General features: G+C 39.2%; 10 protein-coding genes and 2 pseudogenes. 3 read left to right on the top strand and 9 right to left on the bottom strand.

All coding sequences use genetic code 11. The annotated features are described in order from the left end of the window. Positions 1-130 precede the first annotated feature (130 nt). Together V4P57_RS07580 and V4P57_RS07575 are read left to right on the top strand one after the other, a co-directional pair. A complete protein-coding gene (locus tag V4P57_RS07580; RefSeq protein WP_455465936.1) occupies positions 131-1336 on the top strand; it encodes a phosphoglycerate kinase in 1206 nt (401 codons plus the stop codon). A 94-nt stretch (positions 1337-1430) separates the two neighbouring features. Continuing rightward, positions 1431-2462: a class I fructose-bisphosphate aldolase gene (locus V4P57_RS07575; RefSeq protein WP_455465935.1), complete on the top strand. Its 1032-nt coding sequence runs from the start codon at positions 1431-1433 to the stop codon at positions 2460-2462. 534 nt (positions 2463-2996) lie between these two features. Here the strand turns inward: V4P57_RS07575 and rpmE are convergent. After that, positions 2997-3242: a 50S ribosomal protein L31 gene (rpmE, locus tag V4P57_RS07570; RefSeq protein ID WP_455465934.1), complete on the bottom strand. Its 246-nt coding sequence runs from the start codon at positions 3240-3242 to the stop codon at positions 2997-2999. A 187-nt stretch (positions 3243-3429) separates the two neighbouring features. On the opposite strand from rpmE, the gene V4P57_RS07565 reads away from it, so the two are divergent. Further along, a complete protein-coding gene (locus V4P57_RS07565; RefSeq protein WP_455465933.1) occupies positions 3430-5220 on the top strand; it encodes an ABC transporter transmembrane domain-containing protein in 1791 nt (596 codons plus the stop codon). A 99-nt stretch (positions 5221-5319) separates the two neighbouring features. On the opposite strand, the gene V4P57_RS07560 is transcribed toward V4P57_RS07565, so the two are convergent. From V4P57_RS07560 to V4P57_RS07525, 8 genes and pseudogenes are all read right to left on the bottom strand, one after another. After that, a complete protein-coding gene (locus V4P57_RS07560) occupies positions 5320-6111 on the bottom strand; it encodes an inositol monophosphatase family protein (RefSeq protein ID WP_455465932.1) in 792 nt (263 codons plus the stop codon). A gap of 15 nt (positions 6112-6126) precedes the next feature. Next, positions 6127-6699 (bottom strand): elongation factor P, encoded by a 573-nt coding sequence (efp, locus tag V4P57_RS07555; protein WP_455465931.1) that lies wholly within the window; start codon positions 6697-6699, stop codon positions 6127-6129. A 286-nt stretch (positions 6700-6985) separates the two neighbouring features. Next, positions 6986-8035, bottom strand: a complete 1050-nt coding sequence (locus V4P57_RS07550; protein WP_455465930.1) for a tetratricopeptide repeat protein — start codon at positions 8033-8035, stop codon at positions 6986-6988. Between the two features lie 781 nt (positions 8036-8816). Further along, positions 8817-9221 (bottom strand): annotated as a pseudogene (locus tag V4P57_RS07545) (hypothetical protein). 443 nt (positions 9222-9664) lie between these two features. Further along, positions 9665-9787 (bottom strand): hypothetical protein, encoded by a 123-nt coding sequence (locus tag V4P57_RS07540; protein WP_455465929.1) that lies wholly within the window; start codon positions 9785-9787, stop codon positions 9665-9667. Positions 9788-10279: 492 nt separating this feature from the next. Next, positions 10280-10685, bottom strand: a pseudogene (locus V4P57_RS07535) (helix-turn-helix domain-containing protein). A gap of 922 nt (positions 10686-11607) precedes the next feature. Continuing rightward, positions 11608-11730 (bottom strand): antitoxin PaaA2 family protein, encoded by a 123-nt coding sequence (locus tag V4P57_RS07530; protein ID WP_455465928.1) that lies wholly within the window; start codon positions 11728-11730, stop codon positions 11608-11610. Positions 11731-12019: 289 nt separating this feature from the next. After that, complete coding sequence (locus V4P57_RS07525) at positions 12020-12460, bottom strand: TIR domain-containing protein (RefSeq protein ID WP_455466984.1); 441 nt, start codon at positions 12458-12460, stop codon at positions 12020-12022. Positions 12461-13050: the final 590 nt, after the last annotated feature.

The following is a 13050-nucleotide window of genomic DNA, read 5'->3' as shown; positions in this document are numbered from 1 at the left end:
CGTTTTTTTGAAACAAAAAAAGTGAAGAGGGAGCAGTGATGATAGTGAAGAAGGAGCAGTGATGATAGTGAAGAAGGAGCAGTGATGATAGTGAAGAAGGAGCAGTGATGATGGTGAAGAGGGAGCAGTGATGAGTTTTCGGACACTTGATGGTGTTGATGTAGCGGGGAAGCGTATTCTTGTGCGGGTGGATTTTAATGTGCCAATGGTGCAGGGCAAGGTCTGTGATACGACGCGCTTAGAGCGGCATAAAGAAACACTCGTTGAACTTCAAAGGCGTGGTGCTAAGCTTATCCTTCTTTCGCATTGCGGTCGCCCTAAGGGAAAAGTGGAACCAGAATTTTCACTGCATCCCGTTGTAGAGATGCTAGAAAAAACAATCAATCAACCGGTTACTTTTGCGCCAGATTGTATCGGCCCAGTAGCAGAGACAGCGGTTGAAGAATTGCAAAATGGAGGTGTGTTGCTGCTTGAAAATGTCCGTTTTCATTCAGGAGAAGAAAAAAATGATTGCTGTTTTGCTGAAGCTTTAGCTCATCATGGGGATCTCTATGTTAATGATGCTTTTTCAGTTTCTCATCGTGCCCATGCTTCCGTAGAGGGAATAACAAATTTATTGCCTTCTTATGCAGGGCGTTCTTTGCAGGCTGAATTGCAGGCGCTAGAAAAAGGGCTCGGAAATCCAAAGCATCCAGTGGTCGCCATTGTGGGGGGGGCGAAGGTTTCAAGTAAGCTTTTTGTGCTCAATCATTTGGTTGAAAAAGTTGATCATCTAGTGATTGGTGGGGGCATGGCTAACAGTTTTTTAGCGGCACAAGGTGTGTCTGTTGGCAAGTCACTATGTGAACATGCGCTGATGGACACGATAAAAAAAATCATTAAAAAAGCGCAAGAATACCACTGTGTTCTTATGCTCCCTCAGGATGCTATCGTTGCATTTCGTTTTGAAAAAGATGCGCCGCATCGTCTCTATGATATAGGAGATATTCCTGAGAAAGGCATGATTCTCGATATTGGGGCGCGTTCTATTGCGCATATAAATGCAGTGATTGAGGAAGCCGCTACCCTGGTATGGAATGGACCTCTTGGGGCTTTTGAAATGTCTCCATTTGATCAAGGAACAATTGCAGTTGCACGTCATGCAGCAGAGCTTAGTCAAAAAGGGAAAGTGGTCTCAATCGCTGGAGGAGGAGATACGGTTTTTGCACTCAATCATGCTGGTGTTGCTGATGATTTTACCTATCTTTCAACCGCTGGCGGTGCTTTTTTAGAATGGATGGAAGGTAAGACTCTTCCGGGTATTTTCGCCCTCATGCAGGATAAAAGACTTCTTTGAAGAAAGGTTAAAGAAAAACTATACAGTCGTTTAAGAGGGTTTTGATAGTGTTGTGCATTTTTAGAAATTAAAACAGAACAAAGAGGATTTTTTTATGAATGAACGTCTTGAAGATATTGCACTTGCTTTGGTTCATGCGGGTAAAGGTATTTTGGCAGCAGATGAAAGTACTGCGACGATTGGAAAGCGTTTTGAAACTATTGGGGTTGAATGCAACGAAGATAATCGCCGTGCTTATCGTGAAATGCTTTTTAGTGCAAAAGAAGCTATGGAAAGCGCCATCTCTGGTGTCATCTTATTTGATGAAACCATTCGTCAAAAAGCATCTACCGGGAGAATGTTGACAGATCTTATTCGTGATGCGGGTGCTTTGCCAGGTATTAAAGTGGATAGTGGTGCTAAACCATTGGCGGCTTTTCCTCAGGAAACAATTACAGAAGGATTGGATGGACTTCGTGAGCGTTTAAAAGATTATTATGCTTTAGGAGCGCGTTTTGCTAAATGGCGTGCCGTCATTGCAATTGATGCACATGCTCTGCCAACAAGAGGGGCAATAAGACAAAATGCACAAGCGCTTGCTCGCTATGCCGCTTTGTGTCAGGAAGAAGGTCTTGTGCCGATTGTTGAGCCTGAAGTGCTGATGGATGGGGCGTCGCGGCAGCATTCAATTGTGCGCTGCTTTGAGGTGACAAAGGCCGTCTTACATACGGTGTTTAAAGAACTTTTTGAAGCCCGTGTTGTTTTGGAGGGTATGATTTTAAAACCTAATATGGTGATTGATGGTAAAAATGCGCGCAATGCTTCTGTTGAAGAAGTGGCCGAAAAGACGATTTGCGTGCTTAAACAGACTGTTCCCGCTGCTGTGCCAGGAATTGCTTTTCTTTCTGGAGGGCAGTCTGATCAGGAAGCAACGGCGCATTTATCTACCATGAATTCTTTGGGCGCATTGCCTTGGAAGTTGACCTTTTCTTATGGGAGGGCATTGCAAGCAGCAGCCTTGAAGGCGTGGGGTGGCAGGCATGAAAATATTGCTGTTGCGCAAAAGGCTTTTGGTCATCGTGCACGGATGAACCATCTTGCTGCTTTGGGACAATGGACAAAAGACAAAGAACAATCGTGTGCTTGAAGAACAACAGGCTTTGTAAAAGATGCAATATATTGATTATTTATTTCAATGGTAAATTTCATGCTGCTTGAAAGAGTTTCAGATTGCTATTTGGTTCATTTTTATGCATTTTTTTGTCATGTGTAAAAGGAATTCAATCGTAGCATAAAGGATGATGGGTGCGAAGATTCAATATGCGATCTGTGGACTATGTGTGCAAGGTACGGGTTAACACTGGAGAAAAAGATATCTCAAAACAATTTTTGAATTTAGGGACACAACCATTCCAATTTCTCGGTATGTGAAATCTGTCTAGGGGATGCGTTTTTTGTTCAATATTTCGACGGAGGCCCTTCTTCTCTCTTGTATAATCGTTTTTTATACAATTGTTGAGCAGTTTTCATTTATCTCTCAATATGCAAAAAAATCCCGCTTTAAAGCGGGGAGTTTTGCATTCGCTAGAGAGCCTTTAACAAAAACTTTAACTATAAAAGTTCTAAAAGCACATTCTTTTCAAGATTTATAATGGATACATCCCTCAGATAATTACGCGCCCTACGAGAGTTTTTTAGTTGTTTGCAATAAACCGAGGTTACCAAAACGATTTTTAAATTTAGAAACACGACCGCCACGGTCTACGAGGGTTTGAGACCCGCCTGTCCATGCTGGATGGGTTCTTGGGTCGATATCCAAATTAAGGATGTCTCCTTCTTTTCCCCAAGTGGAGCGCGTTGTGTATTGGCTACCATCCGTCATAACGACGGTAATTTTGTGATAGTCGGGATGAATATTCGCTTTCATGGGACAAACCTTTTGTGTTTATAAAATTAAATAGAACTTTTTCACTTTTTTAAGTGCGTTTCCATTGTCTTTTTGATAACTCGATCAAAATACTACTCCTATAACTGAGCACGCAGCAAAAAACAAGTGTTCAAGATAGGTTACTGCATCAAGAGTTATAGACAACCTCGTAAGTGAGCAAAATCCTATGTATCTCTCTAATCATTCAGAAAAAATTGTGAAACCTACCAATACGAAGCCTGCATTGTCTTCGCTTAAAACTTTTGGTCCTTATCTTATACGCTATCGCTGGTTGTTTATCTTTGCCTTTTTTGCTTTGACTGTTGCTGCTCTTGTCACGTTGGCTTTGCCCATTGCTATCGGCAAAATGTTTGATCATGGTTTTTCCACTTCAAGCCACGGTCATATCAATTTTTATTTTTTTATTTTATTTGTCTTGGCTTTGCTTCTCGCACTTGCTTCGGCTTGTCGTTATTATTGTGTTATAACCGTCGGAGAACGGATTGTTGCTGATTTACGGTATGATGTTTTTGTCCATATTATGAAGCTTTCACCTGCTTTTTTTGATAAGTCTCATTCTGGTGAAATTGTCTCGCGGCTCCTAACAGATACAACGCAAATAAAATTAGCCGTTGGCTCAACCGCTTCTACCGCTTTACGTCATCTGATTGTAGTGATTGGTGCAATCGTGATGATGGTTATCACTAATGCTAAATTATCTGCGCTTGTTTTGCTTGCTATTCCCTTTGTTGCTATTCCGTTAGTTGTCTTTGGGCGCAGGGTTCGTACACGTACACGTGCAGCACAAGATCGTCTCGCAGATGCTAATGCTTTGGCGACCGAACAGATAAGTGCTATTCGAACTGTGCAAGCTTTTACTGCTGAAAAACGCGTTGCGACACGTTTTTTAAAGTTGATTGAGCGGGCTTTTCAGACAGCACGTGCTTCTGTGATCTTGCGTTCCTTTTTTACTGGCTTTGCAATTTTCCTGGTTTTTAGCAGTGTGGTTGCTGTTTTGTGGATTGGATCCCGGGATGTTTTGAATGGCACTATGACGGTGGGAACTTTAGGCCAATTTGTTCTCTATGCAATTTTTGGAGCTTCAACCTTTGCACAATTATCGGAACTTGGTGCAGAATTAATCCAAGCAGTAGGCGCTGCTGAACGGCTTGCCGAATTGTTGCAAGAACAACCTACGGTTTTAACACCTAAAGTTCCTTTACCATTGGCTAAACCTGTGCAGGGTGCAATTGTTTTTGATAAAGTTGATTTTATTTATCCTTCCAGACCAGAAGAAAAGATTTTGCATTCTCTTTCTTTTTCTATTAAAGCAGGTGAAACGGTTGCTTTTGTTGGCGCATCAGGCGCAGGTAAAAGCACACTTTTTTCTTTGATCCTTCGTTTTTATGATCCGACAAGTGGTCGGATTCTCTTTGATGGAGTGGAAACTAATCGCCTTTCTTTACAAGATTTACGCAGTACAATCTCTTATGTTCTACAAGACGTTGCCATTTTTGATGGCACGTTACGCGATAATATTGTTTTTGGGGCAGAAAATATCGATGAAGAAGAAATTATTGCTGCAGCTAAAGCAGCAAATGCACTTGAATTTATTAGAGCTTTACCAGACGGTTTTGATACGCAAGTGGGAGAACGTGGTACTATGCTTTCTGGTGGGCAAAAACAACGCATTGGTATTGCACGTGCGATTTTGAGAAATGCGCCTTTGTTACTGCTTGATGAAGCAACTTCAGCCTTAGATGCAAACAGTGAAAAATTGGTGCAAGAAGCCTTAGAAGGACTGATGCAAAATCGAACGACACTGGTGATTGCACACCGTTTAGCAACAATTTTAAAAGCTGATCGTATTCTTGTGATGGATAAAGGAACTCTTGTTGAAGAGGGAACACACGCAGAACTCGTCGCACAGAACGGAGTTTATGCCTATTTGGCTAAATTGCAATTTTCACATCAATAAGCAGTTATCATAACATATCATACACCATCATTGTTGATATTAAGAAAATTGAAGGTAGTGTCTTGCAGCCTTGCCTTCTTTCTCGAACGTCTCTTTTTCTCAAATGCCTTTTTTGAGGGTTACTTCTAATTTAGTGCGAATGCGTTCATTGCCGGCGATGATATTTTTTTTGCGAAATATAGCGTCGCCTCCGTCTTTGTCAGTTACAAAACCCCCAGCTTCGCGAACCATCAGTATTCCAGCAGCCATATCCCAAATTTGAAGATTATCTTCCCAAAAGCCATCGATTCTGCCCGCAGCGACATAGGCTAAATCAAGAGCAGCAGCTCCAAAACGGCGAAGCCCAGCAACTTCCATCATTACATTGCGCAGTTCAATAAGATATGCTCCATGAGCTGGGCGACCAAAATGCGGCATGCCCGTTGCAATGACACAATCTTCTAATTTTCGTCGGGCCGAAACGCGACAGCGACGGTCATTAAAGAAAGCGCCACCACCGCGTTCAGCGGTGAAAAGTTCATCACTCACGGGATTATAAATCACAGCAGCAACAAGCTGTCCTTGACTTTCCAAGGCAATGGAAACAGCAAAAAAAGGAATGCCATGAAGAAAATTCGTTGTACCATCCAAAGGGTCAACAATGAAACGATGTTGTGAATCTTCTCCAATGATTTCCTCAGACTCTTCCATCAAAAAACCAAATTTTGGGCGTGCTTTGCTTAATTCATTGAAAATAATTTTTTCAGCTTTGCGATCTGCTTGGCTTACATAATCTGCTGGTCCTTTCAAAGATACTTGCAAATTTTGTACTTCACCATAATCACGCACAAGCGAGCGCCCAGCTTTCATTGCGGCTTGCACCATGACATTCATGATTGCAGAATGGGCCATCTTTTATTCCTTTACTTATCCTTTTTCATTTGCACGACGCAAATAAATCAACTCATTGGTATCAACAATGACACGTTCACCGGCATTAATAAAGGGTGGTACAAGAATGCGCATACCATTTTCAAGAATTGCAGGCTTATAAGAGGAGGTGACCGTTTGCCCTTTTATGGCAGGATCAGCTGCTGCAATTGTCACTGTGACTTGATCGGGAAGTGATATGCCAATGGGCTTTTCTTGATAAAGTTCAACGGTGACAGTCATCCCATCTTGCAAAAAAGCTGCGCGCTCACCAACAAAATCTTTTTGTAATTCAAGTTGTTCATAGGATTGTGAATCCATAAAAATCAGAGAATCACCTTGTTGATAGAGGAAAGTAAAATCCTTTTGTTCAAGGCGTACTCGTTCTACCGTTTCGGCAGCACGAAAGCGTTCATTGAGCTTTGTACCATCAATCAAATTTTTCATTTCAACTTGATTAAATGCACCACCTTTTCCTGGTTTTACAGCATTGCATTTAACAGCTACCCATAAGCTTCCTTGATGCTCGATTACATTGCCAGGGCGAATTTCATTACCATTAATTTTCATTGTTCACGTCCAATTTTGTCTTTACGGTTATCCCCCCTTGTAATTTTTGTAGCGAGCCTTTTTGGTCATTATTGTGGTAGAATTTCTTATCATTTTTACAGAGAAAAAAGCCTAGAAAGTACTCCAAAATAAAGAACTTTTATGTATTCTTGCTTTTCAATTCTTTGCAAGACCATAAAAAGTACTCAGACGCAAGCCTTTTAACAATTTGCACAAAGTTTTTTATGGGAATTTATTTTTTTAACTTCTTTTTTTGAAATAAAGAGCATCCTTTTAAAGGCGTTGCTTAAAAAATAGGAAGGAGCTTTATTGCTTCTTTGCGCGCTTTTTCCAATTGTGAATCGTCCATTCCTTCAAGCATTATTTCAAGATCAGGTGCTTGTAGGTTTGCATGCTTTGCAAGCATATACCACGCCGCGGCCATTACCGTATCGCCTTTTGTGCCTATGCCATCTCGATAAAGTCTTGCAAGAGAAACCTGTGCCGGCGGGACCATGTTGGTGGCGTTGCTTAGAAGCAAATGAAAAGCACGTTGAAAATCAGTTTCTCCTCCGCGACCTTCTACAAGCCATTGCGCCAAAAGAATTTGTGCTGGGGTATGTTTGTTTTGAGCTGCAACTTCCATGAGTTTGCGTGCATTACGATCATCTTTTGGTCGCGTTAAAGTTCCTAGAGAAAGAATTTTCGCTGCAGAAAAAGCGGCTTCAGAATCACCAAGTTTGGCACCTTTTAAGAACCATTTAAGTGCCTGTTCTACGGATTTATTTTCGCGACTTTGTGAAGTAACACCAGGAAGATTTTTCTTTTCATCCGAAGCTTTATAAAGCAGCAATTCTCCATAATAAAAATAGGCTTCTTTTACTCCAGATTCTGCAGCTTTTCGAATTAATTCTTCACCAAGTTCTTTATTTTGTGTAATAAAATTACCATCAAATAACATAATACCGTAGCGTAATTGTGCTTGTGGTTCACCCTGTTTTGCTGCACGTTCAAACCACAAAGCGGCACGCGCACCATCACGAGGAACGGCGTATCCTTCCATATAAATTTGGGCAAGAAGAGTTTGTGCAAAAGGATCATTTTGTTCAGCTCGTCTGAGTGCTTCACGAAAGGCATTCAAATAATAGCCCTGGATATAATAGTCATAGGCTTGATCGTATTGTCCAGCTTGTAAGGGTTGGAAAGGTTTGTCTGTGTTTGAAGCATTTTGAACAGTATTCAAAGAGTTTTCAAGATTTGAGGATATTGCAGCGGTTTTAGCAGAATTTGCAACAGTGATAGCACTTGAAAGCCAAACAACTCCCACGATAAGCAATTGGATGCTTTTTTTAATCATGGATGTTCCCTTCTCGTAACGGTTTAGGAATTTTCACATTTTTCTTTTATTATTTCAAGCAGGTTAAAAGGATTATCATATGAAAAATGCTGGCTTTTACGGTAATAAATGTACATGCGGTTTTCACAACCTCATAAAAGGTTGTTTGCTTCTTACTTGAATAACTGTGTGTGGCGTAATCCCTGTTGGCTACCATACTTATTGGATGTACGGCTGATGCTTATGGGAGTCTTATCAACAGCTTATCATGGATGTTTTGCTATAAACCCCCTTTGTAAAATCTACCCAAAAGGACGAATTGCTTTCGTGTAAGATTTCATTTTGTTGAAAAAGAAAATAATTTCAGAAGAGTGAAAAGAGCATTTTTTTCTACTACTCTTTACAGATGATGTGCGTTGAGAATACAATATATTTTCCATTGAAAACAAAATTTTGATTAATGAAAGATCACCATTTGCCGATATATTGAGCAACTATCTTGGTTTCTCCCAATTCTAACAAATCGCGTAAAAATGTTGATGATGATATCGGCGGGTGTGTTTGGTTGTTGAGAAAATCATGCAAAACACAATTCTCTAAAGGTACTGGATTTTTATCAATTCCCTTATGTTTAAATCATAAAGCTATCATTTTTGATATCGTGTATCGTTACAAGATATAAAAATTTGCTCATTCTGGCTAAAAACAAGGATTTTTACAGAGGTGCAAATCTCTTTTCTTGAGTAAGACCTTCTAGGTCTTTACATCTAAAATATAAAAAATGTCTACTTTAAATAGGGGGCTATCTATTCTGAAAAATACCTGTATACGCAGTTGGTTCTCCAGACCAATCATACTCAATAACAGACGTTACACAACCATTATCCCTTGGTGTTAGTGTGTAAACCAAATTTACGCCCATGTTCTGCTGTTTTTTGGGTTGATCTGTATAGATCACGTGATATCCATTCTACCGTAACAGGTCGATAAATAGAGGAGTAAAGTTGTCTACTATATTATTTTTCTTTATAATAAGCGCGGTTGTAGCTGGCGGCAAACGTCTCTTGGTATTGCTAACATAATCATTGGCAATGGATTTTGCAGCATTCTTTGTAAGACATGGGCCAACGTAACTTGATGAATTACTATTTATGGATGCACAACCTGCTGCTAACACAAGTGGTGGCAACAATAAATATTTTAATATCTTAAAATCCCCCTGAATAATTATTACACTCTCCTGCGAAGCTCTTACATCGAAATAAAAGCAACTTTGCTCATGACTGCATTAACAACATATTTATTTCCAATAAATCGGTAATTTTTTCATTCGTTTCTTTAGAAAAATACTACCATCTCTAAGAGCGCTTAAAGCTTATACTTAACATACAGTATATATATGTTAAAAGTACATAAAAACTCTGTAAACATACTATATGTACAGCTCTTTTCGTGGTGTTTTGTAGCCATAGTACTTTTAAGATGGACTTATCAGATAAGGAAGTGCGGCCATTGGATGATCTTGTCAAGCCAAGTAAAATGATATCTTTTGTTTCTATCACATTGAAATTATAACTGGGACGAATAGTAAATATTGGTTGAATGTTTAGTGTTACGGGTTATTTCAATCCTAATCTCGCTCCATAGGAATTAAAACTTTTTGTCTCGTTCTGGATCGTAAACGCTTTCTTTTTCCTGAGCTATGATTTGTCTGGGAAAGTCACCTTTCAAACCAATTATCATAATACTAGGAATAATGGTTCCAGCCTTCATTGCAAGGCTTCTTTGAAGTGCTTCTTGTCGCGTATATTTTAAATAAATTTTTGCTTTTGGTGATTGCGATAAAAAAGCAATCTTTTGCCATTGTATGTTAAGATCAATCCTTCCATCACCATTATAAAATGATGCGTTAGGCGCTGTTCCAGATCAACCAAATAAATTTTCAAGCGTTGCTTTTTGAGGGATGTCCTTTAAAAAATAGGTATGAATATTTATTCTGTCGTGCTGTAAAATGCTATCGTTTAGGGGGGCTGTAAGGCATAAACTTTACCCATGGGGTATTTTAATTGAGAGAGTATGGTGAATATTCAGGGTAGGGATTGCCCGTATAATCTTATGGAATGAACCACGTAACATGGGAATCTAAATGAACCCCGCTCTGAGAAAACGGATTGTTTACAAACAAGATCGGGAAGGGATTTGCGTCCTTTGAGGTGTGTGTGAGGCAAGTCAATAATAGGGCCTGTGGTGGCCTAGACCATGATGTTAAAAACTTTCATTCTGATCAGAGATTAATTGTAGAATTGCCTTTCGTTTTACAGATGTTAGAACTCTAAATCTTTTTAAAAGCAGATATTCCTCTTCGCTTGATATGATTTCATCGTGATGGCATGGGATCTCTTGTTTTGTTAAGAGATCAGGGTAAAAAAAGGAAAGTGGGACACTCAGTATATCGGCAATATCTTTCAAACGCCCCGCACTTACACGATTCAATCCCTTTTCATATTTTTGAATTTGTTGAAAGGTTACACCTAAGCAGTGGCCTAGTTCTCTTTGAGACATTTTTAGCATTTTTCTCCTAAAGCGAATTTTTTTGCCTATAAAATATCGTTAAAAAGATTTTTAGCCCGCATTTTAAAGCCCTACCCACCGGGTGCGAGCGCCCTCGCATTGGTATTCCGGGAGCTTGAAAATACTGAGTTCTAGTCAGCCTTTTTGCTTTTAGTGCTGAGAGCACCTGGACATAGCAAAAACTCCCGGAACCCCGGGATACCCATAGAGTGGGTTCATTTTTACGCTAGAACTTAGGGTTTTCAAGGCCCCTTTGGTCGTTGCGTATGCGACCAAAACATCTTTTAAAGAATAAAGTAATTTCAGAGGATTTACAATAAAAATTACAACGGCGTTTTTAAATGAACAGAGCGTGTAACGGCCTAAACCATGATGTTAAAAATTTTCATTCTACAAAGCTTGCCCCATTGGGTGCGAGCGCCATTGCATTGATATTCCAGGAGCTTGAAAATACTGAGTTCCAGCCAGCCTTTTTGCTTTTAATGCTGAGAGCAGCTGGACATAGCAAAATCTCTCGGAATTCTGAAGGTACTCATAGTATGGGATCATTTATAACGGGTTAATCTTTGCGCTCGAACTTTAGGGGTTTTAGTCCTTTGTTGATTATTGCGTATACGGCAAAAAACATTTGCTCAGTGATAAAGTGATTTTAGGGGTGCTATAAAAATGAAAAAGCTTTTGTGGCATCTTATTTTTTAATGAGAGGTACTGCGTTTTTGTAAAATCAAATGGAGTTAGGAAATTCACGGCGGGTGTTTATGCCGGTAATAATCTCAATTTTCTTTGCAGTGACTTGGTACAATATAAGATAGTTCGGATGCGCTTGGATGTGCCATGATTTCCCGTAATCTGAGCCACTCTTTTACTTTGATGACAGAGGTATGGATGCTCGGATAATGGTACTATACAAGCTTTCAGAAGTCTTTTCAAATGCCCCCGCAGCAGGTGGATTTTTTTGGCAATGTAAGTTAAAATCTGATGTAAATCATTGCGAGCTGAAGGTAACCAGATAACTGGTAGCATTAGAACTTCTTCTGTTCGGCTTCAAGTTGCTCTATTATAGTTTCCATTTCAGCCATAACTTCACCATGTGGAAGTGTAGGATGCGGATTTGCAAGGCTTTTTGCTACTTTGTCACGTAGCATAGTTGATTTCCTGTTCAATGGTCTCAAACTTTGAAACAAGAGGAGAAAGGGCGGTATTTATAGTGGCCGTTCCTTTCCATTGTCCTATATTCTAGGATTATGATTACTAATACATCAACCCTATATTTGTCCATAAACCTTTAAATATTCTCTTGGCTTAAACGATAAATTAGCAAGTAAGTTGCTCTCTAGAGGTTCAATGTTCTCCACAGGAATATCCCAATATAACTTCTTTCTTCATTTTTAAAATTGAAGAAATCTCTCCCATTTTAATATTCAAGAAGTTATTTCAAATCTTTCTTGGTCGTTGTTTAGGCTTAATCTGATGCATGGAAATTGCTGATGGACCTAAATTGAATCCAGATTCTGATAATCGACCGATAAGTTTTGAAGCTATTTCTTTTACGTGGTTCTTAAAAGGAAGGTATATAATTCCATAAACATCGGAAGGGATTTCAGTGTCTTGTTTTACAAGAATAACAACATTTTTTCGAGAAAGCGCGGATACTAACATGCCCATTTCGAGAATAATATTTTGTCGCGCACGAGATTTTACTTTTGTTTCACCTTCAGATTTGGCATAGCCCATGTCATTGGGAGTGAGTAGTACAATACCAAATTTTATAAAACGGGTTGGCGTACAAATTTCTCTTTCTAAAGATTCAATAATGGTTAAACTACCACTGTCAGTACCTTTTAAGATGTAAGGATAAATCCCAAGTCTGCGAATAATAAGTTCAAGCTGCTCTAGGGCATCATGATCATGACAGTGTACGATAAATATTTCTTGAGAAGGAGATTTTGAGATATTAGAAGAAGTCTTTTGAGAAAAAGCTTTTTATTTTTCTGTATGTTTAGCCAAATCTTTTTTTAGATTCTCTTGTAAGGGGCCACTGCTTTGAAAGACAATTTTTCTTAAGCTTCATCCATACCAGTTAATTGATCCTCTATCATAAGATTATGATCTGATATGCTCCAGGGGATTTATGTGCTAGAGGTTTAGCTTCTATGATTTCATATCCATACCCGTAAATTATCTCTTTAAGACCCTCAAACGTTCCTTTGTATTTGGATTCTATTTTTTATGCCCCGCCCATATTTCTATCATCAGTTGCCGGTATTCATTATCAATATCAACAATGATGATTATCCCCAATCATGATGGTTTCTTTTTATAATATAAAGTTTGATGATCTTTTTCTTATACTACGTAAAAAAAGAAACGCTAGCTTTTTCACTCAATTTTATTGAATTTTGAGACAAGAGGAATGCACTTTTATCCTCTTGATTTGCTGTTGTGTACTCCACATGGATAATATG

This window comes from Bartonella sp. B39, from assembly GCF_053795145.1.
This window is presented reverse-complemented; position numbering and strand designations above follow the sequence as displayed.